This window comes from Salinibacterium sp. ZJ70, assembly GCF_011751865.2.
In the GTDB taxonomy this organism is placed as follows: domain Bacteria; phylum Actinomycetota; class Actinomycetes; order Actinomycetales; family Microbacteriaceae; genus Homoserinibacter.
This window is the reverse complement of sequence record NZ_CP061770.1, coordinates 476,233-502,325: the sequence shown is the minus strand read 5'-3', so window position 1 is coordinate 502,325 and position 26,093 is coordinate 476,233. Positions and strand designations below refer to the sequence as shown.

At 69.2% G+C, this 26,093-nt stretch carries 27 protein-coding genes; 7 read left to right on the top strand and 20 right to left on the bottom strand.

The features are described 5' to 3' along the window. Positions 1-23: 23 nt before the first annotated feature. Both HCR12_RS02455 and HCR12_RS02450 read right to left on the bottom strand, forming a co-directional pair. Positions 24-716, bottom strand: coding sequence for a response regulator transcription factor (locus tag HCR12_RS02455; RefSeq protein WP_166868112.1), 693 nt, complete (start codon positions 714-716; stop codon positions 24-26). After that, positions 713-1,870, bottom strand: coding sequence for a sensor histidine kinase (locus HCR12_RS02450; protein ID WP_166868114.1), 1,158 nt, complete (start codon positions 1,868-1,870; stop codon positions 713-715). The genes HCR12_RS02455 and HCR12_RS02450 overlap by 4 nt, the downstream gene beginning before the upstream one ends. Before the next feature lie 195 nt (positions 1,871-2,065). On the opposite strand from HCR12_RS02450, the gene phoU reads away from it, so the two are divergent. Genes phoU through coaE form a run of 3 tightly spaced genes read left to right on the top strand, consistent with a single transcriptional unit; the run spans position 2,066 to position 4,339 of the window. After that, the gene (gene phoU, locus HCR12_RS02445) at positions 2,066-2,719 is read left to right on the top strand and encodes a phosphate signaling complex protein PhoU (protein ID WP_166868116.1); all 654 of its coding nucleotides are present in this window, start codon (positions 2,066-2,068) and stop codon (positions 2,717-2,719) included. A gap of 28 nt (positions 2,720-2,747) precedes the next feature. After that, on the top strand, positions 2,748-3,686 hold the full coding sequence (locus HCR12_RS02440) for an alpha/beta fold hydrolase (protein WP_166868118.1): 939 nt from the start codon (positions 2,748-2,750) through the stop codon (positions 3,684-3,686). Continuing rightward, entirely contained in the window at positions 3,683-4,339 is a 657-nt protein-coding gene (coaE, locus tag HCR12_RS02435) for a dephospho-CoA kinase (RefSeq protein WP_166868121.1), read from the top strand. The genes HCR12_RS02440 and coaE overlap by 4 nt, the downstream gene beginning before the upstream one ends. Positions 4,340-4,349: 10 nt before the next feature. On the opposite strand, the gene HCR12_RS02430 is transcribed toward coaE, so the two are convergent. The 15 genes from HCR12_RS02430 to HCR12_RS02360 all read right to left on the bottom strand — a co-directional run bounded on the left by HCR12_RS02430 (position 4,350) and on the right by HCR12_RS02360 (position 19,269). Continuing rightward, positions 4,350-5,717, bottom strand: a complete 1,368-nt coding sequence (locus HCR12_RS02430; protein ID WP_166868123.1) for a cytochrome b/b6 domain-containing protein — start codon at positions 5,715-5,717, stop codon at positions 4,350-4,352. Beyond that, on the bottom strand, positions 5,714-6,706 hold the full coding sequence (locus HCR12_RS02425) for an electron transfer flavoprotein subunit alpha/FixB family protein (protein ID WP_166868125.1): 993 nt from the start codon (positions 6,704-6,706) through the stop codon (positions 5,714-5,716). Before HCR12_RS02425 ends, HCR12_RS02430 begins: the two co-directional genes overlap by 4 nt. Before the next feature lie 13 nt (positions 6,707-6,719). Beyond that, entirely contained in the window at positions 6,720-7,493 is a 774-nt protein-coding gene (locus HCR12_RS02420; RefSeq protein WP_166868128.1) for an electron transfer flavoprotein subunit beta/FixA family protein, read from the bottom strand. Between the two features lie 69 nt (positions 7,494-7,562). Next, a complete protein-coding gene (locus HCR12_RS02415) occupies positions 7,563-8,348 on the bottom strand; it encodes a MaoC/PaaZ C-terminal domain-containing protein (RefSeq protein ID WP_224763598.1) in 786 nt (261 codons plus the stop codon). After that, positions 8,345-9,250 (bottom strand): SDR family oxidoreductase, encoded by a 906-nt coding sequence (locus HCR12_RS02410; RefSeq protein ID WP_166868132.1) that lies wholly within the window; start codon positions 9,248-9,250, stop codon positions 8,345-8,347. The genes HCR12_RS02415 and HCR12_RS02410 overlap by 4 nt, the downstream gene beginning before the upstream one ends. A gap of 42 nt (positions 9,251-9,292) precedes the next feature. Further along, the gene (dmpG, locus tag HCR12_RS02405) at positions 9,293-10,324 is read right to left on the bottom strand and encodes a 4-hydroxy-2-oxovalerate aldolase (RefSeq protein ID WP_166868134.1); all 1,032 of its coding nucleotides are present in this window, start codon (positions 10,322-10,324) and stop codon (positions 9,293-9,295) included. A 1-nt stretch (position 10,325) separates the two neighbouring features. After that, positions 10,326-11,231 (bottom strand): acetaldehyde dehydrogenase (acetylating), encoded by a 906-nt coding sequence (locus HCR12_RS02400; protein WP_166868137.1) that lies wholly within the window; start codon positions 11,229-11,231, stop codon positions 10,326-10,328. An 11-nt stretch (positions 11,232-11,242) separates the two neighbouring features. Beyond that, complete coding sequence (locus HCR12_RS02395) at positions 11,243-12,028, bottom strand: 2-keto-4-pentenoate hydratase (protein ID WP_166868139.1); 786 nt, start codon at positions 12,026-12,028, stop codon at positions 11,243-11,245. A 63-nt stretch (positions 12,029-12,091) separates the two neighbouring features. Continuing rightward, entirely contained in the window at positions 12,092-12,871 is a 780-nt protein-coding gene (locus HCR12_RS02390) for an IclR family transcriptional regulator (RefSeq protein WP_224763596.1), read from the bottom strand. A 6-nt stretch (positions 12,872-12,877) separates the two neighbouring features. Further along, a complete protein-coding gene (locus HCR12_RS02385; RefSeq protein ID WP_166868141.1) occupies positions 12,878-13,846 on the bottom strand; it encodes an ABC transporter ATP-binding protein in 969 nt (322 codons plus the stop codon). A 17-nt stretch (positions 13,847-13,863) separates the two neighbouring features. Further along, the gene (locus tag HCR12_RS02380) at positions 13,864-14,886 is read right to left on the bottom strand and encodes an ABC transporter ATP-binding protein (RefSeq protein ID WP_166868143.1); all 1,023 of its coding nucleotides are present in this window, start codon (positions 14,884-14,886) and stop codon (positions 13,864-13,866) included. Further along, positions 14,883-15,725: an ABC transporter permease gene (locus HCR12_RS02375; RefSeq protein WP_166868145.1), complete on the bottom strand. Its 843-nt coding sequence runs from the start codon at positions 15,723-15,725 to the stop codon at positions 14,883-14,885. The genes HCR12_RS02380 and HCR12_RS02375 overlap by 4 nt, the downstream gene beginning before the upstream one ends. Beyond that, the gene (locus HCR12_RS02370) at positions 15,715-16,734 is read right to left on the bottom strand and encodes an ABC transporter permease (protein ID WP_166868147.1); all 1,020 of its coding nucleotides are present in this window, start codon (positions 16,732-16,734) and stop codon (positions 15,715-15,717) included. Before HCR12_RS02370 ends, HCR12_RS02375 begins: the two co-directional genes overlap by 11 nt. Positions 16,735-16,804: 70 nt before the next feature. Next, positions 16,805-18,367, bottom strand: a complete 1,563-nt coding sequence (locus HCR12_RS02365; protein WP_166868149.1) for an ABC transporter substrate-binding protein — start codon at positions 18,365-18,367, stop codon at positions 16,805-16,807. 53 nt (positions 18,368-18,420) lie between these two features. Beyond that, on the bottom strand, positions 18,421-19,269 hold the full coding sequence (locus HCR12_RS02360; RefSeq protein ID WP_166868152.1) for an alpha/beta fold hydrolase: 849 nt from the start codon (positions 19,267-19,269) through the stop codon (positions 18,421-18,423). 148 nt (positions 19,270-19,417) lie between these two features. Between HCR12_RS02360 and HCR12_RS02355 the strand changes: the two genes are divergently transcribed. The 4 genes from HCR12_RS02355 to HCR12_RS02340 are packed head-to-tail and all read left to right on the top strand — an operon-like array spanning position 19,418 to position 22,825. Next, the gene (locus HCR12_RS02355; protein ID WP_166868154.1) at positions 19,418-20,176 is read left to right on the top strand and encodes an enoyl-CoA hydratase family protein; all 759 of its coding nucleotides are present in this window, start codon (positions 19,418-19,420) and stop codon (positions 20,174-20,176) included. Beyond that, positions 20,173-21,000, top strand: coding sequence for a CoA transferase subunit A (locus HCR12_RS02350; protein ID WP_166868157.1), 828 nt, complete (start codon positions 20,173-20,175; stop codon positions 20,998-21,000). The genes HCR12_RS02355 and HCR12_RS02350 overlap by 4 nt, the downstream gene beginning before the upstream one ends. Next, the gene (locus HCR12_RS02345) at positions 20,997-21,755 is read left to right on the top strand and encodes a CoA-transferase (RefSeq protein WP_166868159.1); all 759 of its coding nucleotides are present in this window, start codon (positions 20,997-20,999) and stop codon (positions 21,753-21,755) included. The genes HCR12_RS02350 and HCR12_RS02345 overlap by 4 nt, the downstream gene beginning before the upstream one ends. After that, positions 21,752-22,825 carry an NAD(P)H-dependent flavin oxidoreductase gene (locus tag HCR12_RS02340; protein ID WP_166868160.1) on the top strand — a complete coding sequence of 358 codons (1,074 nt, stop codon included), beginning with the start codon at positions 21,752-21,754 and terminating at the stop codon, positions 22,823-22,825. Before HCR12_RS02345 ends, HCR12_RS02340 begins: the two co-directional genes overlap by 4 nt. A gap of 71 nt (positions 22,826-22,896) precedes the next feature. Here HCR12_RS02340 and HCR12_RS02335 read toward each other — a convergent pair whose 3' ends face one another. Genes HCR12_RS02335 through HCR12_RS02325 form a run of 3 tightly spaced genes read right to left on the bottom strand, consistent with a single transcriptional unit; the run spans position 22,897 to position 26,039 of the window. Then, positions 22,897-24,048, bottom strand: coding sequence for an acetyl-CoA C-acetyltransferase (locus HCR12_RS02335; RefSeq protein ID WP_166868162.1), 1,152 nt, complete (start codon positions 24,046-24,048; stop codon positions 22,897-22,899). 21 nt (positions 24,049-24,069) lie between these two features. Beyond that, positions 24,070-24,861, bottom strand: a complete 792-nt coding sequence (locus HCR12_RS02330) for an SDR family oxidoreductase (protein WP_166868164.1) — start codon at positions 24,859-24,861, stop codon at positions 24,070-24,072. After that, the gene (locus HCR12_RS02325; protein WP_166868166.1) at positions 24,858-26,039 is read right to left on the bottom strand and encodes an acyl-CoA dehydrogenase family protein; all 1,182 of its coding nucleotides are present in this window, start codon (positions 26,037-26,039) and stop codon (positions 24,858-24,860) included. The genes HCR12_RS02330 and HCR12_RS02325 overlap by 4 nt, the downstream gene beginning before the upstream one ends. Positions 26,040-26,093: the final 54 nt, after the last annotated feature.

Sequence of the window (26,093 nt, the reverse complement as noted above, 5' to 3'; positions counted from 1 at the left end):
GCCCCGCTTCGGCGGGGCTTTCGTCATCTCCCCGCCGACTCGAAGCGGTAGCCGAGCCCGCGCACCGTCACGAGCAGCCGCGGCGCCGAGGGGTCGGGCTCGATCTTCGCCCGGATGCGCTTGATGTGCACATCGAGGGTCTTCGTGTCGCCGAAGTAGTCCTCACCCCAGACCCGGTCGATGAGCTGGCCGCGCGTGAGCACCCGCCCCGCGTTGCGCATGAGGTACTCGAGAAGCTCGAACTCCTTGAGCGGCATGGGGGTCTCGACGCCCGCAACCGTGACAGCGTGCCGGTCGACATCCATCCGGACCGACCCCACCTCGAGGATCGCATCGTGAACGGCGGCGCTCTCCTCCACGCGGCGCCGCAGCACCGCGCGGATGCGCGCGATCAGCTCACGGCTCTTGTAGGGCTTGGTGACGTAGTCGTCGGCTCCCAGCTCGAGCCCCACGACGATGTCGACCTCGCTGTCCTTCGCGGTGAGCATGATGATCGGCACGGTCGAGGTCGCGCGGATCGCGCGGCACACCTCCGTACCGGGAAGCCCCGGAAGCATGAGGTCGAGGAGCACCAGATCGATCCCGCCCTCCTCGAACACGGCGAGGGCCGTGCGGCCATCCGCGGCGTGCACCGTCGTGTAGCCCTCGCGCTCGAGCAGGAAGGCGAGCGGTTCCGCGAGCGACGGCTCGTCTTCGACGATGAGGATGCGGGTCACGCGGGATCTCCGGGGGTCGAGTCGGCCAGCGCAGCGTCGGCCTCGGGAAGTCGGATGGTGAACGTCGAACCGTGGCCCGGCTGCGACCACACACGCACGTCGCCGCCGTGGTTCTGCACGACGTGCTTGACGATCGCGAGCCCGAGCCCGGTGCCGCCCGTCGCACGGCTGCGTGCCGCATCCACCCGGTAGAAGCGCTCGAACACACGCTCGCGCTCCGCCTCGGGGATGCCCTCTCCCTGGTCGGTGACGGCGATCTCGACGCTGCCATCGCGACGCGTCACCCCGACGCCCACACGGGCTCCATCGGGCGAGTGCTGGATCGCGTTGACGACGAGGTTGCTGACAGCGGTCGCGAGGAGCCCCTCGTCGCCCCACACCGTCGCGTCGCCCTTCGCGCGCACGGCGATCTCGATGCCCCGCGATTCGGCCACCACACGGTGCGCGTCCACGGCCTGGGCGGCGATCCGCTTGATGCTCACCAGACGCGCATCCTCGAGCACATCGCTCGCCTGCAGGCGGCTGAGCTCGATGATCTCGTGCGTCATCTGCCGCAGGCGATCCGTCTCGATGCCCAGGCGCTTCGCGAAGCGGCGCACGTCCTCGGGCGAATCCGCGGCGGATTCGAGCGCCTCCGACAGCAGGCCGATCGCGCCGATCGGTGTCTTCAGCTCGTGTGAGATGTTGGCGACGAAGTCGCGCCGCACCTCGTCGAGGCGCTGAGCCTCGGTGCGGTCCTCGGCGAGCACCAGCACGAAACGCGATCCGAGCGGGGCGGCGCGCACGAGCAGATGGCTCGACACCTCGGTGAACGGCCCCCGTCGCACCTGCAGCTCGGTGGTCTCGGCGACCCCCGTGACGCGCACCCGGTCGACGATCTCGGCGAGCTCGTCGTCGGTGAGCGAGCGGTTGGACACGAGACCCAGCGCGACCGCCGCGGGCGAGAAGGTCAGCACGTTGTTGGAGGAGTCGAGCACCATGCCGGGGGCGTCGAGCGAGTCGATGACCGCCTCGACCCCCTCAGGAACCGTCGGATACGCGACCGACGCCGCCCGGCGTCCGCGCGCGTGCGCCGTCACCACAGCAACCGAACCGCCGACACCCACGACCATCCCGAAGCCGAGAGCCGCGGGCACCAGCCAAGCCGCCTCCATACAATTAGATTAGGCGGCACGCGGCAGGGTGCGGCTACCGTATGCGGGAGGTTCCGCCGGGTTTCGCGGGACGTTCACAACCTGGTCACCGGATGTTCACCTGCGTGCGAGACGGTGGCACCTGCGAGAGGCAGACGGGCATCCCCATGCCCGCGATGAATGTCGGACACGATCCGACAAGGAGAGGACGATCCGATGCGCGAAGTATTCCAGCAGGAGCTGCGCGAGGTGCAGGACCGACTCGTCGAGATCTCGGCGCTCGTCGCCGACTCGATCGACAACGCGACCCGCGCCTTCAACGAGTCGGATGTGTCGCTCGCCGAAGACGTCATCGAGAACGACCGTCGCATCGACGTGCTCGCGGCGGAGCTCGACGAGCTCGCGATCGCGATCCTCGCGCGCCAGCAGCCCGTCGCCCGCGACCTGCGGATCGTGGTGAGCGCGCTGCGCGTGAGCGCGTCGCTCGAGCGCATGGGCGACATGGCCGAGCACATCGCACAGCTCGCGCGGTACCGCTTCCCCGAGAAGGCGGTGCCGAAGGGACTGCGCTCCACGTTCCGCGAGATGGGCGCCCTCGACGTCGACATCGCCCGCAAGCTCACCGAGCTGCTGCGCACCCAGGATCCGAAGATCGCCGAGCACATCCGCGACGAGGACGACAAGGTCGACGCCCTGCACCTGGCCGTGTTCGACAAGGTGCTCGGCGAGACCTGGAAGGGCGAGACCGCGGCGACCGTGGATGCGACCCTCGCCTCGCGCTACCACGAGCGCTTCGCCGACCACGCGGTCTCGATCGCGAAGAAGGTGCAGTACCTGGCGACCGGCGACTGGGTCGGCGCCGACGACTGACCAGCGTCGCTCCCTTACCCTGAGTGACGTGACAGCAGAATCCGACGCCCGCCCCTTGGGCGATCCCGCACCCGACTACCGCGAGGCCGAAGCGCGCCTGCTGGGCCTCACCGGCCTCGAACGCAGCGACGACCGCATGATCGAGGTGCCGGGCACCGACATGCGCCTGCACGTCATCGAGATCGCAGGCGACGACCGCATCCCCGTCCTCCTTCTGCACGGCATGGCTGCCGTGACGGCAGCGGCGATCCCCCTCATCCCCGCGTTCGACGGCCGCCGTGTGATCGCGCCCGACTGGCCGGGCCACGGTCTCTCGGATGCGGGCACCGTCCCCGAGTTCGGCCTGCGGGACGTGCCCGCGCCGCTGCTCGATGCGGTGCTCGCGGATGCCGGCGTCGAGCGCGCGCACCTCGTGGGGCACTCGATGGGCGCGCAGTTCGCGCTCTACTACGCACTCGAGCGACCCGAGAAGGTCGAGAGTCTCACCATCCTGGGCACCCCGGGCGTCGCCCTGCCGGGCACCCGCGCGCCGTTCTCGATGCGTCTGATGGCGTTCCCCGGCCTCGCGAACTTCTTCACGCGACCCGTGTCGCGTGCCCGTTACGGGCGCAACAGCGCGATGACGCTCGGTAAGGGAACCGTCGACGCCTGGCCCACCGAGCTCGTCGACGCGGGCTGGCTCGCGTCGCTGCGCGACGAGTTCCGTGCGACGGCACGGCGCTACTACCGCAACCTCGGCCGCCCGGAGCTGACCCTCACCGCCGCCGAGCTCGCCCGCATCGAGGTGCCCGTCCACGCCCTCTGGGGCACGACCGATGTGTTCATGGACGCCGACGAGGGCCGCGAGCGACTCGCTAGCATCCCCGACCTCACCTTCACCGAGGTGCGCGGCGGCCATGCGCCGTGGCTCAACGCCCCGCTCGAGTCGACCGAGGCCGTGCGCGAGTTCTTCCGCGAGCTGCCGTGACGCGCACCGCAGACGGACCTGGACCGCGCCTGATCGCGCTGACCGGCGGCATCGGCGCAGGCAAGAGCACCGCAGCGTCGATGCTCCGCGAGTGGGGCGCCCAGGTGGTCGACGCCGATCGGGTGGCTCACGACGTGCTCCACCCGCGCGATCCCCGCAGCAGTCCGCTTCTCCAGCACCTGCGTGAACTGCTCGGCGCTGACGTCTTCACCGCCGAGGGCGAACTCGACCGAACCGCCGTCAGCGCACGGATCTTCGCCGACGACGATCTGCGACAGCGGTATGTGGAAGCGCTCCGCCCCGCCATCAGCGAGGCGATGCGACGTGCGCTCGACGGGGCGCTCACGACGGGCGGGATCATGCCGGTCGTCCACGAGATCCCTCTTCTGGCGGGCAACGCCGAAGACCTGCCATGGAGCTACGCCGAGATCGTGACCGTCGAAGCAGCGGACGGTATTCGGATCGCCCGACTCACCGCGAGTCGCGGGTACGGCGACGAGGAAGCCAGGAGGCGCATCCTCGCCCAGGGGACGCGTGCCGCTCGCGAGCACCTCGCTGACGTAATCATCGAGAACGACGGAGAACTCACCGACCTGACGGCAGCGCTCGAGGCGCTCTGGGTGCGCTGGACTGGCGCCTCGCCGTCGAGCTGACGCCGCCGACTCAGCGGCTCGTGACCGAGCCGAAGAGCTTGGCGATGGGTGCGACGACAACCGGCCTGGCTACGATCGCCCCCAGAGCCATCACGCTGACGCTCACGAGGAAGATCACGAGCCCCCACCAGTGGGTCGCATCCTGCCCCGCATACATGTGGTTGAGGTTGCGCAGCGTTCCGGTCGACAGCACCAGGGCGACATGCACGAAGATGAACGCCACGAAGTAGAGCATCACCGGGAAGTGGACAGCGCGAGCCCATTCGAGCGGGTACAGACGGTTGAGTCGTTCGCTCCCCGAAGGCCAGATCCCGCTCATGCGCACCCCCGTCAGAGCGGCCAGCGGTGCCGCGATGAAGATCGTGGTGAAGTACGTGAGCATCTGCAGGGCGTTGTAGTGAACCCAGCCGTTCTCGTCGGCGGGCCAGTCCAGCGACAGGTACTGGATGCCGGCGCTGACCGCGTTCGGAAGGACGCCGACATCGAGAGGCACGACGCGCACCCACTGACCGGTGGCGGCCAACAGGATGACGAAGATCACGCCGTTGACGAGCCAGAGAAGGTCTACCGCCTGGTGCAGCCAGATGCTGATGGAGATCTTGCGGGTCGGCTTCCACCGAGGCGACCAGTAGGCACTGGGGCGGGTCTCGCGGCGCACCTGGATGCCCGTCTTGATGATGAGCACCATGAGGAAGGCGTTGAGGAAGTGCTGCCAGTTGAGCCACGCCGGGAGGCCCTCGGGAGCCCCGTCGGGCAGGGGCGTCGCGCCGGGATAGGTCTCGATGAAGTCCATGCCGAACTGCTGCCCTCGGAACCACTGCGCCCCCAGCACCGCGGCGACCGCGAGAACGAGCGCAACGGCGACGATCGCGACCGCGCGCGACAGGGGGATCCCTCCGATCCGTCGGGGTTCCCGGGATGCCGCACGGGTCTGCGCCGTCAGCTCGACGGGCGACTGCCCTCGCTCCTCGTCAGAGGGGTGCGCCGCGTGATCGGCCTGGATCGTCTCGGCGATGACCGCAGAAGGGCCCTCCGCCTCGGCGAGTGCACGCGCCCACCTGTCGCGTGCTGCGCCAGCAGGAGGCCAGGGCGAGCCGCCCAAGACGCGGGGAAGTCCACGACGCAACAGCGTCTCCCCGCGCGCTGCGACGACCAGCGGCTCATCGGGCTGGGAGTGCCCGGAGTCGACCTCCGCGGTTCCGGTCGGGTGCGCGGACGGCGCGGCGTCCGTCGCCTCATGCACGATGCCCTCAGGTGCGGCCGTCTCAGCGACGGCAAGAAGCTCGTCGTCGGGCGTCTCGACGATGGGCCACTGCGCACCCCCCGGGGACCGCGGGAGCCCCCGTCTGATCCGGGTCGCATCCGCAGTGGTCGTCATCCTCGTGCTGCCTTCGCTGCCTCGATCGCCTCGATGAGCTGCGGCACGACGGTGAAGAGGTCTCCTACGACCCCGAAGTCGGCCACCTGGAAGATCGGGGCGTCCGCGTCGGAATTCACCGCGACGATGAACTTCGAGGTCTGCATTCCGGCACGGTGCTGGATGGCGCCGGAGATTCCGAGAGCGACATACAGCTCGGGAGAGACCGACACGCCCGTCTGCCCCACCTGGTGAGACGCGGGGATGTAGCCCGCGTCCACTGCGGCGCGCGAGGCGCCGACGGCGGCACCCAGCGAGTCGGCGAGTCGCTCCACGAGGGAGAAGCTCTCGGCGGACCCGACACCTCGCCCGCCCGAGACGACCGCCCGAGCGCCGCGGAGCGCGGGACGGTCCGTACTGACTGCGGCCCGAATCGGCGCCGCTCCGGTGGCGCTCGCGTCCCCCGGCAGGGGTGCCGAGAGCTCTCGGATGTCGAGAGCCGCGGCCTCTGCGCGCGCATCGATCGCTCCGACGCGAACGGTGATGACCGGCGCCGCGAACGTGGCCGCCGACACAGCTTCGAAGTCGCCACCGTAGACCGAGTGCCGCGCGACGATTCCCTCGTCATCTCGCTCGACTGCCACCGCATCGACGATGAGCGCGAGGCCCGCGCGCACGGCGAACCGCGCCGCGACATCCCGCCCGTCTATCGAGTGAGGTGCGAGCACGGCGCTCGGGCGCACGTCGTCGAACGCGGCGTGCAGGGCGGCGACGGCCGGTGCGCCGAGGAGCTCGGAGTCACGCGGGTGCGCGGCCGTGATCACGCGTGCGGCGCCACGCTTGGCGGCCTGTGCGGCGAGACCGGGGAGAGCTTCGCTGTCGCCCACGACGAGGGCGACGGGAGTGCCGATGAGCGATGCGGCACCGAGAAGCTCAGCCGCGCTGCCGGTGAGGGTGCCGTCGGCGGATTCGGTGAGGACGAGGATGGCGTCTGCCGGGTATGCGGTCATGGTGAACGGCCTCTCAGACGAGCTTCTTCGACAGCAGGAACTGGGCGAGCTGCTCGCCCCCATCTCCGGCGTCGACGACGATGGTGCCCTGCGTGCGGGCGGGCTTCTGGGCGACAGCGACGAGGATGGTCCTCGGTTCGTCGATCCGCACGGCGAGGTCGAGATCGGCGAGGGCGAACTGCTCGTAGGGCTTCTTCTTCGCGGCCATGATGCCCTTGAAGTTGGGGAATCGTGCTTCGGGGAAAGCCTCGGTGATCGACACCACCGCGGGCAGCGCGGCGCGCACGTCAGCGGCCGCTCCGTCCGCCACCCGCAACCCTCGGACCTCGGCGCCGTCGAGGTTGAGCGTCGTGAGTGCCGTCAGGGCTCCCACGCCGAGGTGCTCGGCGACCATCACCGGGATGACTCCGCCCGCACCGTCGGTCGACACGTTGCCGAAGATCGCGAGATCGGGGTTCTCCCGGCGGGCGACGGCGGCGAGCACCTGGGCGGTCGTGGCGAGGTCGGCGCCCACGAGCTCCTGGTCGCTCACGTGGATCGCGCGGTCGGCACCCATCGCGAGCGCCTTGCGCACAGACGCAGCCACCTCATCCGGCCCCATGGTGACCACGACGATCTCGACCTCGCGTCCCGCGTCCCGTAGAGCGAGTGCTGCCTCGAGCGCGCGTTCGCCGATCTCGTCGAGCACGCGGTCGCCGCCTGCGCGATCGACGAGACCGGTGTGCAGGTCGAGGGCTCGGGTTCCGTAGGTGTCGGGAACCTCCTTGGTGAATACCAGGATCTTCACGGTGACTCCTCTGTGGGCGTGGGGCGCACGGATGCGCGCGGTTCGAAAAGGTGGCTCGCAGTGCGCGGTCTATGAGAAGACGGCCTTGCCGTCGCTGATGACGGGAGAGCCGGCGGGCGAGGCGACGTCGAAGTGCCCCTCGCCCTGCTGGCGGATGCGCAGCACGTCTCCGGGGAGCGCTGGGCCGGTGAATCGGCCCTCGAGTCGGGTCAGCTCCGCCGGATGCGCGTCGCTGGCATCGGCGAGTCGCAGCACCGCCGCGGCGAGAGTGCACAGCCCCTGCATGATGGGTTTGTCCTGCCCGATGCGCGATGCCGCCGCCGGGTCGATGTGGATGTGGTGGCGGTCGCCTGTGAGGCGGTACAGCGCCGCCATGTTGGGCGCGAGCGGCAATTCGACTTCGGCGGTGACCGGGGCCTCGACAGCCGGCGTGCGCGCGGGACCGCGGTCGCCTCCGAAGCCTCCCGCGCCCGGGGCAAAGATCGACCATCGCGCGGTGAACTCGGCGCACTGGACATCGATCTCGAAGATCGCCGCCGCCCCCTTGTCCCACACGCCCGAGACGCGCGCGCACAGCTCCAGCTCACCCGATCGCGGCAGCGGCCGATGCACGGTGAGCGTCTGCGCGCCATGCACGGATCGGCTGTCGAAGGCGCCCGCGTGCGCGAGGACGTCGGGCGCCCACTGCGCGAGGGTGAGCCCGAAGGTCGGGAGCACGCGCAGCTGGTCCTCGAAGACGAGGTCGAGTCGATCGGCGGGCGCGCCCACGGCGAGCGCGTACAGGATCGCGTCGTACTCGGTGTACGCCACGACGCGCGTGCCGAGGTCGCGGCCGATCCAGTCCGCGGCGCTCACGTGCCGTACACCGGTTCGGGAGCGGGGCCTTCGGCGATGAGCTCTCGGACGGCGGCTCCGACCTCGCACGCATCCCAGCGGCGCTCGAGGTCGATGGTGCGGCCGTGACGCCATCCGTGCTCGACCGTGAGCGCGCCGCCGCCGATCTCGATGACCCGTCCGGTGACGTCGGCCGCGTCGGCGCTCGCGAGCCAGGCGACCACGGGCGAGACGTTGGCTGGGTCCATGCGGTCGAACCCGTCCTCGGGCGCCGCCATCTGAGCGGCGAACGGCCCCTCGGTCATGCGGGTGCGGGCCGAGGGAGCGAGCGCGTTGACAGTGACCCCGTACCGCGCGAGCTCGGCGGCGGCCACGATCGTGAGGCTCGCGATCCCGCCCTTCGCTGCGGAATACGCGGACTGTCCGATCGATCCCTGGAGTCCGGCACCCGAGGAGGTGTTGATAATACGCGCGTCGGGCTGGCGACCCTCCTTCGACTCCTGTCGCCAGTACGCCGCCGCATGGCGCATCGTGGCGAAGTGGCCGGTGAGGTGCACGCGGATCACGGCTTCCCACTCGTCGATGTCGGCGTTGACGAGCATCCGGTCGCGCACGAACCCGGCGTTGTTGACGAGGATGTCGAGCTGGCCGAACGCATCGATCGCCTGGTTCACGAGGCCGGCGGCCTGGTCGAAGTCGGAGATGTCCGCGCCGTTGGAGACCGCGCTGCCTCCCCCGGCGATGATCTCCTCGACCACGCTCTGGCCGGGGTCGGTGGAGGCCCCGTTGCCGTCGAGGCTCGTGCCGAGGTCGTTGACCACCACGTGCGCCCCCTGTCCGGCGAGCTCGAGCGCGTGGGCGCGCCCGAGTCCCCGACCAGCTCCTGTCACGATCGCCACGCGTCCGTCGAGCATTCCTGTCATCGGTCGGCCTCCCTGCCTCGTGCGGTCCTAACCAAGCAAACGCTAGGCAGGTAGTTTACCTGACGCCATCGACGCCGCGATCTCGATGAGCTGGTCCTCCTGGCCGCCCACCAGCCCTCGACGCCCCGCCTCACGCAGCACAAGCGCACCCGAGACGCCGTAACGCTCCGCCTGACGCTCCGCGTGCTTCAGGAAGCTCGAGTACACGCCCGCATAGCCCATCGTGAGAGCGAGGCGATCGAGCTTGCAGTCGTCGAACATGATCGGGCGCACCACATCCTCGGCGACGTCCATCATCTTCACCGGATCCACCCCGGTCTTCAGGCCGAGCCGCTCCGCCACCACGGCGAGCGCCTCGGTGGGGGTGTTACCCGCGCCCGCGCCGAGCCGTCGCGTGCACGCATCGATCTGCACGGCACCCGCCCGATACGCGATGATCGAGTTCGCCACGGCGAGCGCGAGGTTCTCGTGCCCGTGGAAGCCCACTTGCGCATCCGAGCCCAGCTCCGCCACGAGAGCCGAGACCCGGTCCGAGACGTCATCGAGCACCAGTGCCCCCGCGGAGTCCACCACGTACACGCACTGGCAGCCCGCATCGGCCATGATGCGCGCCTGCTTCGCCAGCTCCTCGGGCGAGACACTGTGCGACATCATCAGGAAGCCCACCGTCTCGAGCCCACGCTCACGCGCGAGACCGAAGTGCTGCGCCGCGACATCCGCCTCGGTGGCGTGCGTCGCGATCCGGCAGATGGCTGCCCCGCGGTCGGCGGCGGTGAGGATGTCGTCCTTCACGCCGAGGCCCGGGAGCATGAGGAATGCGATCTTGGCGCGCGTCGCGGTCTCGACCGCCGTCGAGATCAGATCGAGATCGTAGGTCGCGCCGAAGCCGTAGTTGAACGACGACCCGCCCAGGCCGTCACCGTGGCTGACCTCGATGACCGGCACACCGGCGTCGTCGAGGCCTCGCACCACATCGCGCACCTGCTCATGCGTGAACATGTGACGCATCGCATGGGATCCATCGCGCAGCGACGAGTCCGTGATGCGGAAGTCGAGAGTGTCGGAAAAGGGCATGTCATGCCTCCCGGGTCGAGATGATCTGCGCCGCCAGGCGCTCCCCCGCACGGGTGGCCGCGGCGGTCATGATGTCGAGGTTCCCGGCGTAGGCCGGCAGGTAGTCGCCCGCGCCCTCGACTTCGAGGAACACGGCCACGCGGGCTGGCGACAGAGTCTCCGGGTCCGCCGGGGCGTACTGGGGCTCCGCACGAAGCCGGTATCCGGGCACATATTCGGCCACATCGGCGACCGTCTTCAGGATCGACTGCGTGATCGCATCCTGGTCGGCATCGTCGGGGATCTGGCAGAACACGGTGTCGCGCATGAGCATCGGCGGCTTCGCCGGGTTCAGGATGATGATCGCCTTGCCGCGCTTCGCGCCGCCGATCGTCTCGATGCCGCGCGAGGTGGTGCGGGTGAACTCGTCGATGTTGGCCCGGGTTCCCGGGCCAGCAGACGGGGACGACACGCTCGCGACGATCTCGGCGTACTCCACCGGGACCACCCGCGAGACGGCCGCGACGATCGGGATCGTCGCCTGTCCGCCGCACGTGATGAGGCTCACGTTGCGGCGCTCGAGGTGCTCCCCCTCGTTCACCGCCGGAACAACAGCAGGGCCTACCGCCGCGGGCGTGAGGTCGACGGCGATGATGCCGAGCTCCTCATATCGGGGCGCACTCGCCGCATGAGCGTAGGCGGAGGTCGCTTCAAACACCATGTCGGGCAGCGGGTCCTGCCGCAGAAGCCAGTCCACCCCCTCCGCCGAGGTCATGAGGCCGAGGTCGGCAGCGCGGCGAAGGCCGTCGCTGTCGGGGTCGATGCCGATCATCCACTTCAGCTCGATGTTCTCGGACCGCATGAGCTTGTACATCAGATCGGTGCCGATGTTGCCCGATCCGACGATCGCGGCAGTCGCCTTAGTCATCGCTCTCCCTGTCAGTCGGTGAACCGCGCAGTGAGCGGCTCACGTCCGGTGAAAACCGCCGCGGCGACATCGCCGGGCACTACATCGATGGCCCGCGTGCACGACCCCGACAGGACCACATGGCCCGCCTTCAGGCGCACCCCGTACTGGCCCACAGCGTTCGCGAGCCACGCGACGGCCCCCGCGGGCGTGCCGAGCACGTCGGCGGTGGAACCGGTCGCGACCGTCTCGCCGTTGATGTCGAGCCGCGCTGCGAGGTCGGTGAGGTCGATGTCGGAGGGGCGGATCCGCTCGGTCCCGAGCACGACCGCGGCGGACGACGCGTTGTCGGCGACCGTGTCGAGCAGGCCGATCCTCCAGTCGACGATCCGCGAGTCGATCAGCTCGAGGCAGGGGACAACCCACTCGGTGGCGGCGTCGACATCAGCCGCCGTGCACCCCTCCTGAGGAAGGTCGGCGCCCAGGATGTAGGCGAACTCCACCTCGATGCGCGGCTGGATGAACGCTCCGAGCGGAACCGGCTCCTCCGCCGACAGCATCATGCTGCCGAGCAGGTGTCCGAAGTCGGGGCTGTCGACACCCATCATCTGCTGCATCACGCCCGAGGTGAGACCGATCTTGTGCCCCACGATCTCGTCGCCCTCGCGGCGCTTCGCTTCGATGACGCGGGACTGGATCGCATAGGCGTCGTCGACCGTCATCCCGACGAGGCGAGGCGCGAGCGGGGCGACCGGGGTGCGCGAGCGTTCGGCGCGGAGCAGCTCCTCGGCCGTCTCGTGGATAGTTGTCTGATCCATCACGTTGTCATGCTCACAATCGCTCGTCGTTTTCAGTGCATCTCGTCCCGCTGAGCGAGATGACTACGTTGACGGCGCGGGCAGGCGCGCCTCCGCGAGACGGCGCTCGATCGCCGCGGCTGTCGCACGCACCCTCCCCTGAAGAGACTGGACATCGAGCGACTCCGCTGCCGCGCACACCGAGACCGCCGCGTGCACCGCACCTCGATCGAAAATCGGCACGGCGACACACGAGACCCCGGGAACCGCCTCCCCGTCGTCGAAAGCGGCACCGCGCGTGCGGATCCGCGACAGCTCGGCGAGGAGCTCCCCCGGTTCGGTGAGCGTCGTGGAGGTGTACCGTTCGAGCCCCCGCGCGATGTACGCATCGACGATCTCGTTCGAGGAGTGAGCGAGGATCGCCTTCCCCACGCCCGTGGCGTGCGCCGCCACGCGTCCCCCTACGCGGGACGGGAGCCTCGCGGGCGTCGCGCCGGCGACCTTGTCCAGATACACCACATCCGTGCCATCCAGCACGGCGAGGTGCGCGACGTAGCGGCCTGCACTCAGCTCCCTGAGCAGCGGACGGGCCGCGTGTGTGATGCGACTGCGGTAGCCGACGAGCGCGCCGAGCTCGAAGATCCCGAGACCCAGCCGGTAGCCGTTGTGCTCCCGCTCCAGCCAGCCGGCGCCCGCCAGCTGCTGGAGGATCCGGTGCGCGCTCGACCGAGGCAGCCCCGTCGCTTCGACCACATCGGCGAGCCCCAGACGCGCGCGCGACCCCTTGAAGGCGTTCATGATCAGCACGACGCGATCCACCATCGCGTTCGGGCTGCTCGAACCCGCCGGCTCGACCATCGACATCGCGCGTCAGCCCGTGATGGCACCGGCGGGAGCGGCAGCATCCGCGAAGTGGCACGCCGCCAGGTGACCGTCCCCGACGTCACGCAGCCGCGGAGTCTCGCGAGCGCAGCGGTCGACAGCGATCGGACAGCGTGTCCGGAAGCGGCAGCCTGTCGGAACGTCATGCGGAGACGGCGGGTCGCCGGCGAGCGGAGCAGGGGCAGGCTCCCCCACCGTCGGCACCGACGCAATCAGAGCGCGCGTATAGGGATGCCGGGGCGACAGGAAAAGCTCCGCCGACTCCGCGACCTCAACGACCGTGCCGAGGTACATGACCATGATGCGATCCGACACATTGCGCACCACCGCGAGATCATGGGCGATGAAGATGACCGTCAGGTCACGCTGGGCCTTCAGCTCCTCGAGCAGATTGAGCACCGTAGCGCGCAGCGATACATCGAGTGAGGAGATCGGCTCGTCGCAGACCAGAACCTTGGCTCCCGCCACGAGCGCGCGTGCGATCGCGACCCGCTGGCACTGGCCGCCCGAGAGAGCGCCCGGGCGACGAGGACCATGCACCTCGGGGTCGAGGCCGACGGCGCGGAGGGTCTCTTCGACGACCTCACGACGAGATTCGCGGGTGCCGACTCTCCAGATGCGCAGGGGCTCCTCGACGATGTCGAGCACCGTTCGCTGCGGGTGAAGCGACGACCGCGGATCCTGGAAGACCATCTGCAGGTCGAGCCGCTTGCGGCGCAGCTCGCGCGACGACATGGTCGTGAGATCCTCACCGCCGAAAACCACCGACCCTTCGGTGGGCGGCGGCATCTGCACGATCGCGCGCCCCATCGACGACTTGCCGCACCCCGACTCCCCCACGATGCCCAGGGTTTCGCCGCGAGCGACATCGAAGCTCACCCCCGCCACCGCGCGAAGCGATCCGTATTCGACGACGAGATCCTCGATCCGCAGGAGCGGCGCTTCTGCTCCGGTCATGCTGGCTCCCTGTGCGCTCATACTGCTTCTCCCACCGGTTCGGCGACTGCTGTGGGCTGTAGCGGGAAGTGGCACCGCACTCGGTGACTCGCGTCGCCGTCTATCGGCCGCAGCTCCGGCTGCTCGGCGCGGCAGCGCTCCTCAGCGAACGCACAACGGTCCGCGAAGCGGCACCCTGCGACGGGTACCGACGGGTCGGGCGGAGATCCGGGGATCGCCGCGAGACGCACGTGAGTGGGCCCCTCGAGGGGAGGTACCGCGTCGAGGAGCGCACGCGTATAGGGCATACGGGGGCCGGCGAAGATGCGGGCTGTGGGCGCCTCTTCGACGATCTGACCTGCGTACATCACGGCCACGCGGTCGGTGCGTGCGGCGACGATCGAGAGATCGTGGGTCACCAGTATGAGACCCATCTGCCTGGCACGCCGCTCACGGTCGAGCAGGTCGAGGATCTGCGCCTGCACCGTCACATCGAGCGCGGTCGTAGGCTCGTCGGCAATCAGCACGCTCGGGTTGCCGCTCAGCGCCATCGCGATCATCACCCGTTGCCGCATGCCGCCGGAGAGCTCGTGCGGGTAGACCCGCAGCCGCCGCACCGGGTCGGCGATGCCTACCTTGCGCATGAGGTCGAGCGCGATGGCGCGCGCCTCAGCTCGCTTCAGGTGGGGACGGTGTCGACGGATCGTCTCCGTGAGCTGGGTTCCGATCCGGCGCACCGGGTTGAGGGAGGCCAGCGGATCCTGGAGAACGATCGAGATGTCGGAGCCCCAGCGCTGGCGCAGCCGACCGACGCGGGCGCCGATCACCTCCTCGCCGAGAAGCTCCGAGGAGCCGGCGACGGTGACGATGTCGTCGTCCTCGTGCAGTCCCATCGCGGAGCGTGAGAAGACCGACTTGCCCGAGCCGGACTCCCCGACGAGCCCGAGGGCCTCACCGGCCTGCAGTTCCAGGTCGACTCCGGCGACGACGCGGATGCGCGCCCGCGCGGTGTCGATGTCGACAGTCAGGTTGCGCGCGTCGAGCACGGTGGCCGAGGTCATCGCAGGTCCCCCCCTCGCCGGTCGAGCCGGTCGCCGAGAATGTTGAGCGCCATCACCGTCGCGATCAGCGCCATCGCCGGAATGAGCACCACGTGAGGCGCCTGTTGCATCACCTGACGGCCGGAGGCGATCATGCTGCCCCAGCTCGCCGCGGGTGCGGGCACCCCGTAACCGAGGAAGCTCAGCGACCCTTCGGCCATCATCACGAGCGCCGCCACCACGAGGCCGTAGACGAGCAGCGGCGGGACCACCATGGGCAGCACCGACGTCACCAGCAGTCGCGGGTGCCGTGCTCCGAGGCCGGCGGAGGCCACCACGAACTCGCGCTTGGCCCACGTGAGGGTGTTGGCTCGCGCCATGCGGGCGAACGCCGGCATGGTTCCGATGGCGAGGCCCGCGATGAGCCCTTCGTACGACGGACCCCGGATGGCGACGATCACCATGATCATGATGAGCACCGGGAACGCGAGGATCGTGTCGGTGATGACGCCGACGACGGCGTCGAGCCAGCCGCGGAAGTACCCGGCGAGGAGCCCGAGCGAGAGCCCCAGGATGAGACCGGCCGCCACGGCCGCCGCCGCGAGCGACAGCGAGATGCGTGCTCCGTGGAGCAGGCGCGCGAGAATGTCGCGTCCGAGCTCATCGGTACCCAGCAGGTGACCGTCGGTCGGCGGCGACATGTAGGCCGAGTAGTCGGGAACCTCGGGGTTCGGGATGGGAAGCAGATCGACGAACACCGCACCCAGGATGAGGAGGCTGAGCCAGGTGAGGGCCAGCAGCTCGGCGACCGAGAGACGGCGGCGCGTGCGGAGGATGGAGAGGGTCTTGTCAGCGGCCATGGCGCACCCGCGGATCGATGAGGGCATAAGCCAGGTCGGTGAGGATGTTGACGGCGACGTACGCGATGGCGATCACGCACACGACGCCCTGGAGCATCACGATGTCGGCGTTGTTGATGGACTCGACGAGGAGGCGTCCGATGCCGGGGAGCCCGAAGAGCGTCTCGATGACGACGACCGTGCCGAGGAGCCGCGCGATGTTGAGCCCTGCGAGAGTCGCGATCGACAGCGACGAGGGCCGCAGCGCCTGGCGAAAGAGGAGGTTGCGCACGGGCATGCCCTTGGCCTTCGCCGCGAGCATGAAGTCCTGCCCGAGCGTGCGCGACATGTCCGAGCGGAGGATCCGGGTGTAGGAGCCTGCGGGTTCCATCGCGATCGCGATGGCCGGCAGGGTCAACGAGACGAGATTGAGCCAGAGCCCGTGGTCCAAGGGGGTGTATCCAGTCGCGGGGAACCAGCGCAGCCACATCGCCCCCACAAGGATGAGCCCGATCGCGACGACGAACTCCGGCGTGGAGATCGCAAAGGTCGATCCCGGCGTGGTGATCCGGCCCACCCACGAGCGTGGGCGCCAGGCCGAGTAGACGGCCGTGGGCACCGCGATGCCGAGCGCGATGATCTGCGCGAGGAGCATGAGCTCGAGCGACACCGGGAGACGCTGAAGGAGCGCTTCGCCGACCGGCTGGGTGGTGCGGTATGACGTGCCGAGGTCGCCGGAGACAACATCGGCGACCCACAGGCCATAGCGGACGATGACCGGCTCATCGAGGTTGAGCTCCTGGCGCACGCGTTCGATCTGCGCGTCGCTCGCGCTCTCCCCCGCGATGGTCGCGGCTGGATCGCCGGGCAGCAGATCGAGCATGAACGAGAGCAGGAACGTGACCGAGAACAGCACGATCAGCAGGTGCGCGGCTCGCATCCCGATGCGGCGCAGAGCGCGCGTGTCGATCCGCCTCCTGCGAGGAGCGACGGCAGGGATCGCCTGCGTCGGCATCGGCAGTGACGCCATCTGTGGTTCCTTCCGGGATAGGGAGGGAGGGGTGCGCGGGGCGGGCTGACGCCCGCCCCGCGCGAGGCCATCAGCCGATGCTGATGTCCTGCGGGTAGAAGGCGAGTCCGCCGAGGTAACCCTCGCCGAGGCTCACGTCGGCCCGGCTGACGACGACCTGTGCCATGGGGCTGATCCAGGTGACGTACGCCTTGTCGTTCCACTGCTTCTGCATCTCGCGGAGGCCTGCGTCGCGTTCGGCCTGCGTGGCGGCGTTGACGCCGGTCTGCAGAGCGGCCTCGAACTCCGCATCCTGCTGCTGGATGACGTTGCGCGCCTGGTTGCTGAAGATGGTGTAGCCGAGCGGGTAGAACGACTCGAATGGAACCATCTGCCACATGCCGAGCTGGAAGTCACCGCCGTAGAGGGTGGGGATGTAGTCGCCGGGGTTGACCGAGTTGATGGTCGACTCGATGCCGATCGACTTGAGCACCTGGTCGACGTACTCAGCCGACGAGCCGAGCCATCCGGTAGTCATGATCTCGAGCGCTGCGCTCTTGCCCTCGGCGACGTACTCGGCGACGAGCTGCTTGGCGCGCTCGACGTCGGTCTTCACCGAGCTCGGCTCGCACTGCGGGGTGCCCGCACCGAACGGAATGCAGCCGCGAGTGCCGTCCCAGATGTCCGAGTTGCCGAAGAACACCTGCTTGGAGTTCGCCGAGTCGAAGGCGATGAGGATCGCCTCGCGGATACGCTGGTCGTCGAGCGGGGCGACGCTCGTATTCGGGAGCAACGACATGCCGCCGCGTGCGCCGTGGGCGTAGACGGTGAGGTCGCTGTTGTTCGAGATCGCCTCGAAGTTGCCCGCGGCGACGGTGATGTCGAGCTGGCCGCTCACGAGCGCGTTCTCACGCGACTGGCCGTCGGGGAGCACTCGGTAGGTGAGCTCCTTGATCTCCGGCTCACCCGCCCAGTAGTCGGGGTTGGCGGTCATCTTGACGTAGTCGTCCGGAACCCACTCTTCGACGATGTAGGGACCAGCGCCGATGGGGGCGCGGTTGAAGCCCTCGGGGTCGGCCTCGAACGCGGCGGGCGATCCGATGAGTCCGAGCGCGCCCGACGCCGTGAAGCTGTACGGGAACGAGAAGTTCGGCGAGCCCAGGGTGATGACGACGGTGAGGTCATCCTCGGCGACCATGCTCACGACGTCGGCGAGCAGGTACTGGCTCGACGAGGGCGAGTCGGGTGCACGGTGGCGTTCGAGGTTGTAGATCACGGCGTCGGCATTCAGCGGGGTGCCGTCCGTGAATGTGACCCCCTCGCGCAGGCCGAAGCGCCAGGTGGCCCCATCGGGCGACTCGACGGAGGCGGCGAGCTGCGGCACCGCTGCGCCGTTCGTGTCGACGCGCAGCAGCGTGTCGAACACGGGGACGAGACGCTCGCCGTTGGCCGAGGCCGAGGCGGGGTTCATCGGGTCGAAGCCGTCGTGCTCGTAGGTCGATCCGATGACGATCGAGGTGCGAGGCTCTCCCGCGGGGGCGTCATTGCTGGTTTCGGCGGACGGCGCGCAACCGCTCAGGACGAGCGCGACGGGCAGGGTGGTTGCGAGCGCTGCTTGGGCGAGCCAGCGCCGACTGGTGCGTCGGGTGTTCATCTTTCTCCTTACTCGTTGGCGCGACTCTGCGCCAATCCGGCGGTGGGACTGGGTCAGTCCCGGGTGAAGAACTCGATAACGAGGCGCTCGAATTCGTTCTTGCGTTCGATCTGCGCCCAATGCCCGCAACGGGCGAAGGTGTGCAGCTCGCCGTCGGGCATCTGGCGGACGGCGAAGTGCGCCTGGTCGTACGGCAGCATGCGGTCCTCACGCCCCCAGATGATGAGGGTCGGGGTCTGGATTCCGGCGGCACGCGTCCACAGCGGGCGGTGGCGCGAGGCGAGAGCCGGGTTGAAGATCGAGCCGAAGATCTCCTTGGCCCGCTCGACGGCGCCGGGAGCGGTAGCGTTCGCCATCCGCTCGTCGATGAGCTCGTCGGTGATGCGCGCCGGGTCGGCGACCATGCACTCCACCCAGGCGACCATGCGCTCGCGCGTGGGATCGTCGAGGAACTCGAAGAGGCGCTTGGCGCCTTCGCTGGGGTCGGAGTTGAACACGCTCACCGCGAGCCCCCCGGGACCCATGAGGGCGAGACGGGTGACCCGCTCCGGAGCGAGATCGGCGAGCTCTGCGGCGATCGAGCCGCCCATCGAGTTTCCGACGACGTGCGCCGACTCGATCTCAAGGGCATCCATCAGGTGGAGCATCCACCGCGCGGCGAACGCCGGGTAGACCTCATCGATGTGGGGCAGGTCAGAGCGCCCGAAGCCGGGCAGGTCGGGCATGATCACGCGGAAGTGCTCGGCGAGCACCGGCAGGTTGTGCTGGAAGTTCGACCAGGCACTCACGCCGGGCCCTGAACCGTGCAACATCAGCAGCGGGGTGCCGGAACCTGCCTCGTGGAAGGAGAACTCGTGGCCGTTGACTGAGACAGTTCGGCGGGTGTCTTCGTAATCGAGCATTGTCGACCTCCTCGTCGTGGTGCCTGAGTCTGCGGCGCGGTGCGGCGGGGCGCCGCCTCGCGTCTCACTGAACGGGATGGAGATCCTTCTCAGCAGGCGACCAAGCAAATGCTAGGGTAAACATAGCAACCGACGGGGAGGAACCCAAATGGCTGTCACATCAACGATGCACCATCGTGGCGTGCGCGTGATCACCATGGACTACCCGCCGGTCAACGCACTCCCCGTCGCCGGCTGGTTCGATGTCGCGGACGCCCTCGCCGAGGCCTCGCTCGACGCGAACACCTGCGCCGTCGTGCTCCGCGCGGAAGGGCGCGGCTTCAACGCGGGCGTCGACATCAAGGAGATGCAGGCCATCGCCGACTTCTCGGGCATCCTCGGCGCCAACCGGGGTTGCTACGCTGCCTTCAAAGCCATCTACGAGTGCTCCATCCCCGTCATCGCAGCCGTCAACGGGTTCTGCCTCGGCGGAGGCGTCGGACTCGCCGGCAACAGCGACGTGATCATCGCCTCCGACGACGCCTACTTCGGCGTCCCCGAGGTCGACCGCGGTGCGCTCGGCGCGGCCACCCACCTCTCGCGCCTCGTGCCGCACCACAAGCTGCGCGCGATGTACTACACGAGCAGCACCATCACCGCCCGCCAGCTCGCAGACTGGGGCACCGTCGAGAACGTCGTCCCGCGTGACCAGCTCGACGACACAGCACTCGCCTTCGCCACGGAGATCGCTGCGAAGGACACCCGAGTCATCCGCGCTGCCAAGGAAGCGCTCAACGGGATCGACCCCATCGATGTCAACCGCAGCTACCGGTTCGAGCAGGGCTTCACCTTCGAGCTCAACCTCGCCGGTGTGGCCGACGAGCACCGCGATGCCTTCGTCGCCGACGGGCGAAACCTCCGTACGTGATCGACATCACGCTCGCCGAGCGCGACGTGCCGACGCTCATCCGCGACGGGATGACCATCGGCATCGGAGGGTGGGGTTCGCGCCGCAAGCCCCTCGCGCTCGTGCGCGCCGTCATCTCGTCCGGCGCGAAGAATCTCACCATCGTGAGCTTTGGCGGGCCGGACGTCGGCCTCCTCTGCGCCAGCGGACAGGCGCGACGCATTGTCCACGGCTTCGTCACCCTCGACAGCATCCCCATCGACCCGCACTTCGCGCGGGCCCGTCAGGCGGGCGAGGTCGAGACCCTCGAACTCGACGAAGCGATGCTCGGGGCAGGGCTGCGCGCCGCCTCGCGGCGCCTCGGGTTCGAGGCCACCCGCGCCGGCCTCGGAAGCGACGCGCTGCGCGAAGGGTCCGGCATCCGCACCATTCCCTGCCCCTACACAGGCGAGACGCTCGTCGCCATGCCCGCGATCCCCCTCGATCTCGCGCTGCTCCACGCCGACCGCGCCGACCGGCGCGGGAACGTGCAGTGCCTCGGCGAGGACCCGCACCTCGACGATCTGTTCGCGGGCGCCGCCGCAACCACCATCGTCTCGACGGATCTCCTCGTCGAGACGGAAGAGCTCGGCGCAGCCCACCCCTCGACGCTGCACATCCCCCGCACCGTCGTGGATCATGTCGTCGTCGTCGAGGACTCTGTCGGCTTCACCGCCAACCCGCCGCTGCGCTCGCGCGACGAGAACGCGCAGCGCAGCTATGCGGCGGCGGCGGACCATGACGAGACCCGCCGCGCCTACCTCGCCGGATTCGTCGCGGGTGCCGCCGGAGCGGAGCCGCGATGAGCGCCGCCGCCACTCGCGCCGAGATCGCCGCGACCGCCTGCGGCGACCTCTTCCTCGGAGCCGGGGCGATTCTCGCGAGTCCCACGGGCATCATCCCGAGCATCGGAGCACGGCTCGCCCGATTGACGCACAACCCCGCACTGCTGCTGAGCGACGGCGCGGCGACCCTGTACGCCGACACCCCGCCCATCGGGCACCCCTTCGAGGTGCGCGAAGGCTCGCTCCCCTATCGCGCGCTCTTCGAGCTCATCGCGAGCGGGCGACGCCACGTCATCATGGGTGCAGCCCAGCTCGATCGCCACGGCAACCAGAACCTCTCCGCCATCGGCCCGCACGATCGCCCCACCCGCCAGCTTCTCGGTGCCCGCGCCGCGGCCGCCAACACGATCAACCACCCCACGAGCTACTTCGTCGCGCGCCACCAGCCGCGCGTGTTCGTGGACCGCGTCGACACCGTCACCGGAATCGGAAGCGACCGCGCCCGCGCGCTCGGCCCCGCTGCGAGATTCCACGACATCCGCGCGATCATCACCGACCTCGCTGTGCTCGACCTGAGCGGCCCGGGCGGCACGCTCGCCCTGCGCACCGTGCACCCCGGGGTCGAGGTCGCCGCCGTCGTCGAGGCGACGGGATGCGCCCTCCACGTGCCTGCAGTGACGCCCGAAACCCGCGCGCCCGACGCCCACGAACTCACACTCATCCGAGAGCGGATCGACCCCGACCGCCACCGAGAACGCGAGATCCCCGAACCATGACCACACCTCAGCGACTCCGAACCCCGCTCACCGAACTCGCGGGAGTGGATCATCCGATCGTCCAGACCGGCATGGGCTGGGTCTCCGGCGCGTCGCTCGTGATCGGCTCCGCGAACGCCGGAGCGCTCGGCATCATCGCCTCCGCGACGATGAACTACGCCGAGCTCGAACAGACCATCCGCACGGTGAAGGAGGGCACCGATCGGCCGTTCGGCGTCAACCTCCGCTCGGATGCAGGTGACGCCCGCGAACGTGTCGAGCTGCTGATCCGCGAGCACGTCGCCGTCGCCTCATTCGCTCTCGCCCCGCGCGAAGACCTCATCAAGCAGCTCAAGGACGCGGGCATCGTCGTGATGCCGTCAGTGGGGGCCGTGCGGCACGCCGAGAAGGTCGCCGCATGGGGAGCCGACGCCGTGATGGTCCAGGGCGGCGAGGGCGGCGGGCACACCGGAGCGATCCCGACCTCCCTTCTCGTGCCGTCGGTGGTCGCCGCCGTCGACCTTCCGGTGATCGCCGCGGGAGGCTTCTCCGATGGTCGCGGGCTCGCAGCCGCGCTCTCCTGGGGTGCGGCTGGGATCGGCATGGGAACGCGGTTCCTGCTCACGCAGGACAGCGACGTGCCCGACGCCGTCAAGCGGCACTATCTCGGCTACGGCCTCGACGGCACCGTGGTCACTACGAAGGCCGACGGCATGCCGCACCGACTGCTCCGAACCCCGTTCATCGAGCAGCTCACGCGCGGCAGCGGGATGGGCCAGCTTCTTCCGACCGTGCGTCGCTCGTTCGACTTCAAGCGCCGCAGCGGACTCAGCTGGCCTGCGCTGGCACGGGACGCCGTCGCGATGAAGAAGGCGTCCGGGCGCAACTGGTCGCAGATGATGCTCGCCGCCAACACCCCCGAGATGCTCCGCGCCGGGCTCGTCGAGGGCGACCTCACCGCGGGGATGCTCGCGGCGGGACAGGTGGTGGGCGTGATCGACGACATCCCCACGTGCGAGCAGCTCGTCGACCGCATCATCGCCGAGGCTGTCGGCCAGCTCGAGACGGCCTCCGCGATGATCGTGCGCTGATGCGGTCGCGACGTGAGGGTGCGCGGCGATCCGGGTCTCGCATCGCCGCCTCTCCGTGCGTCGTGTGACGGTCAGAGCCGTTCGATGATGGTGACGTTGGCGACTCCGCCGCCCTCGCACATCGTCTGCAGGCCGTAGCGCCCCCCGGTGCGCTCGAGCTCGTTCAGCAGGGTGGTCATCAGCCGGGTGCCGGTGGCTCCGATTGGGTGTCCGAGGGCAATGCCTCCGCCATTGACGTTGACGCGCTCGCGTTCGATTCCAAGCTCCTTCTGCCACGCCAGCACGACCGACGCGAATGCCTCGTTCACCTCGAACAGGTCGATGTCGTCGACCGACATCCCCGCGCGCTCGAGGGCGTGCTGCGTCGCCGGGATGGGTGCCGTCAGCATCCACACCGGATCCGCGGCCCGCACACTCAGGTGGTGGATCCGCGCGCGCGGGGTGAGCGAGTGCTCCTGCACGGCCCGTTCGGATGCGACCAGGACGGCGCTCGAGGCGTCGGAAAGCTGCGAGGCGACAGCCGCGGTGATGCTGCCGCCCTCCGCGAGCGGGTCGAGCCCCGCCATGCGCTCGAGCGACGTGTCACGGCGAGGCCCCTCGTCGTGACCGAGCCCGGCGATCGGGGCGATCTCGCGTGCGAACCGCCCCTCGTCGGCGGCGGCGATCGCTCGCTGGTGGCTCTCGAACGCGAACTGCTCCATCTGCTCGCGCGTGAGACTCCAGCGGTCGGCGATCATCTGGGCCGCCCGGAACTGCGAGACCTCCTGGTCGCCGAAGCGCGCACGCCAGCCGTCCGACTCGGCGAACGGGGTGCTGAAGCCGTACTGCTGGCCGACGATCATGGCGGACGAGATGGGGATCGCCGACATGTTCTGCACACCGCCCGCGATCACCAGATCCTGCGTGCCGCTCATGACGGCCTGCGCGGCGAAGTGCACCGCCTGCTGGCTCGACCCGCACTGGCGGTCGACCGTGACTCCCGGAACATGCTCGGGATAGCCGGCGACGAGCCACGCGGTGCGCGCGATGTTGCCAGCTTGGGAGCCGAGCGTGTCGGTGCAGCCGAGGATCACATCATCGATCCGCCCCGGATCCACACCCGAGCGCTCGACGAGTGCGGTGATGGCGTGTGCTGCGAGGTCGGCAGAGTGGATGCCGGCGAGGCTGCCGCCCCGCTTACCGACGGGGCTGCGAACCGCGTCGACGAGATATGCGATGGTCATCGTTGACTCCTCTGGCTGGGGTTAGGCGTGCTGACTGCTGACCGAGACCACTTCGCCGGTCATATACGACGAATAGTCGCTCGCGAGGAAGACCATCACATTGGCGACTTCCCACGGCTCGGCCGCGCGGCCGAACGCCTCACGCGAGGTGAGCTCCTCAAGACGCTCGGGCGTGGTCACCTTGGCGAGGAACGGATGCATCGCGAGGCTCGGAGACACCGCGTTGACCCGAATGCCGTGCTCGGCCAGGTCCATCGCCGCCGAGCGGGTGAGCGCCATGACGCCCGCCTTCGCCGCAGCATAGTGCGCCTGCCCCTCCTGCGCGCGCCATCCGATGACGGAGGCGTTGTTAACGATCACGCCCCGGGTGCCGGAGGCGACCCAGCGGCGGCCTGCGGCGCGGATGCAGCGGAACGTGCCGGTGAGCGTGACGTCGATGACCTTCGCCCACTGGTCGTCCTGCATGTCGAGGACCGAGACCTCGCCGCCGAGTCCGGCGTTGTTGATGAGGATGTCGAAGCCTCCGGCGTCGTCGGCGAGTTCGAACAGCGCCGACACCTGAGTCTCGTCGGTGACGTCGCACACGGCGGCGCGCACGCGGTCGTCGCCGAAGCGCTCCGCGAGCTCCGCGCGGGCCGCGTCGAGTCGGCCATCGTGCGTGTCGCCGATCACGACGAGCGCGGCGCCCTCTTCGAGCACGCGCGTTGCAACCGCGGAGCCGATGCCCGCACCGGCGGCCGCCGTGACGACGACTCGGCGTCCTGCGAGCAGACCGTGAGCGGGAACGTAGTCCGGGGTCCGTGCGGGTCTCATGCGCGAGCCTCTCGAGGTAGGCCGAGCACGCGCTCGGCGATGACGTTGCGCTGCACCTCATCGGAGCCTCCGTAGAGGGTATCCGCGCGCGTGAAGAGGAAGAGGGACTGATCGACGTCGAGCTCATAGGGCGCCTCGACGGTGAGGGCGCTCGGTCCACGAACGAGCATCGCGAGCTCGCCGAGATCCCGATGCCATCCCGACCAGAGCAGTTTCGCCACAGAGGCCCCGTAGCCCTGCTCTCCGCCGAGCGTGCGCAGCGCATGGTGGCGCATCACGTCGAGTCCGATCTGGGCGCGCACGATCCGGTCGACGATGACGGCGTCGTCGAGCAGGCCGTACGCACGAGCCGTGTCGATGATGGCGTCGAGCTCGCGACGGAAGGCGATCTGCTGCGCGAGGGTCGAGACGCCTCGCTCGAAGCCGAGTGTCGCCATCGCGACGGGCCATCCTCCGCCGACGGGGCCGACCACCAGGGATGCGTCGGTGACAGCATCGGTGAAGAAGACCTCGTTGAACTCGCTCGTGCCGGTGAGCTGCACGATCGGACGCACTTCGACTCCGGGCTGGTCCATGGGAACGAGCAGGTAGGAGAGCCCGTCGTGGCGCCGCGTGCCTTCTCCAGTGCGCGCGACGACGAAGCACCACATCGCCTGCGTCGCGAGCGAGGTCCACACCTTCTGGCCGTTGATCACCCAGCGATCGCCGTCGAGCCGCGCCCGGGTGGAGACGTTCGCGAGGTCGCTTCCCGCGCCCGGCTCCGAATAGCCCTGACACCACAGCTCCGTGACGTCGCGGATACCGGGGAGGAACCGCGCCTGCTGCTCGGGGGTGCCGTGCGCGATGAGGGTCGGCCCGAGCAGCTCCTCTCCGAGATGGTTGATGCGCGCGGGGGCTTCCGAGCGCGCGTACTCCTCGTGGAAGATCACCTGCTGCTGCAGGCTGAGACCGCGTCCGCCATGCTCCTTCGGCCAGCCGACGCACGTCCAGCCATGTGCGGCCATGTGCTGGTTCCACGCGCGGCGCTCGTCGAAGGCCTCGTGCTCGCGGCCGGAGCCTCCGAGACCTTTCAGCGCGGCGAAATCGCCGGTGAGGTTCTCATCCAGCCATGTGCGGATCTCCGCACGGAACGCTGCATCTTCGGGCGATTCGCTGCTCGCTCCCACGTTCACCTCCACTCGGATCTCTTCGAGACCGGCTTCCCAACTTCCCGTATGCTAGCAACCAAGCAC

What these genes read in the sequence shown, in the direction of transcription:
- HCR12_RS02395 (WP_166868139.1), bottom strand. Translation starts at nt 12,028, where the DNA reads ATGGATCAGACAACTATCCACGAGACGGCCGAGGAGCTGCTCCGCGCC.
- HCR12_RS02365 (WP_166868149.1), bottom strand. Translation starts at nt 18,367, where the DNA reads ATGAACACCCGACGCACCAGTCGGCGCTGGCTCGCCCAAGCAGCGCTC.
- HCR12_RS02330 (WP_166868164.1), bottom strand. Translation starts at nt 24,861, where the DNA reads ATGAGACCCGCACGGACCCCGGACTACGTTCCCGCTCACGGTCTGCTC.
- HCR12_RS02400 (WP_166868137.1), bottom strand. Translation starts at nt 11,231, where the DNA reads ATGACTAAGGCGACTGCCGCGATCGTCGGATCGGGCAACATCGGCACC.
- phoU (WP_166868116.1), top strand. Translation starts at nt 2,066, where the DNA reads ATGCGCGAAGTATTCCAGCAGGAGCTGCGCGAGGTGCAGGACCGACTC.
- HCR12_RS02430 (WP_166868123.1), bottom strand. Translation starts at nt 5,717, where the DNA reads ATGACGACCACTGCGGATGCGACCCGGATCAGACGGGGGCTCCCGCGG.
- HCR12_RS02340 (WP_166868160.1), top strand. Translation starts at nt 21,752, where the DNA reads ATGACCACACCTCAGCGACTCCGAACCCCGCTCACCGAACTCGCGGGA.
- HCR12_RS02345 (WP_166868159.1), top strand. Translation starts at nt 20,997, where the DNA reads ATGAGCGCCGCCGCCACTCGCGCCGAGATCGCCGCGACCGCCTGCGGC.
- HCR12_RS02355 (WP_166868154.1), top strand. Translation starts at nt 19,418, where the DNA reads ATGGCTGTCACATCAACGATGCACCATCGTGGCGTGCGCGTGATCACC.
- HCR12_RS02385 (WP_166868141.1), bottom strand. Translation starts at nt 13,846, where the DNA reads ATGACCGGAGCAGAAGCGCCGCTCCTGCGGATCGAGGATCTCGTCGTC.
- HCR12_RS02375 (WP_166868145.1), bottom strand. Translation starts at nt 15,725, where the DNA reads ATGGCCGCTGACAAGACCCTCTCCATCCTCCGCACGCGCCGCCGTCTC.
- HCR12_RS02380 (WP_166868143.1), bottom strand. Translation starts at nt 14,886, where the DNA reads ATGACCTCGGCCACCGTGCTCGACGCGCGCAACCTGACTGTCGACATC.
- dmpG (WP_166868134.1), bottom strand. Translation starts at nt 10,324, where the DNA reads ATGCCCTTTTCCGACACTCTCGACTTCCGCATCACGGACTCGTCGCTG.
- HCR12_RS02450 (WP_166868114.1), bottom strand. Translation starts at nt 1,870, where the DNA reads ATGGAGGCGGCTTGGCTGGTGCCCGCGGCTCTCGGCTTCGGGATGGTC.
- HCR12_RS02425 (WP_166868125.1), bottom strand. Translation starts at nt 6,706, where the DNA reads ATGACCGCATACCCGGCAGACGCCATCCTCGTCCTCACCGAATCCGCC.
- HCR12_RS02410 (WP_166868132.1), bottom strand. Translation starts at nt 9,250, where the DNA reads ATGACAGGAATGCTCGACGGACGCGTGGCGATCGTGACAGGAGCTGGT.
- HCR12_RS02390 (WP_224763596.1), bottom strand. Translation starts at nt 12,871, where the DNA reads ATGTCGATGGTCGAGCCGGCGGGTTCGAGCAGCCCGAACGCGATGGTG.
- HCR12_RS02335 (WP_166868162.1), bottom strand. Translation starts at nt 24,048, where the DNA reads ATGACCATCGCATATCTCGTCGACGCGGTTCGCAGCCCCGTCGGTAAG.
- HCR12_RS02370 (WP_166868147.1), bottom strand. Translation starts at nt 16,734, where the DNA reads ATGGCGTCACTGCCGATGCCGACGCAGGCGATCCCTGCCGTCGCTCCT.
- HCR12_RS02360 (WP_166868152.1), bottom strand. Translation starts at nt 19,269, where the DNA reads ATGCTCGATTACGAAGACACCCGCCGAACTGTCTCAGTCAACGGCCAC.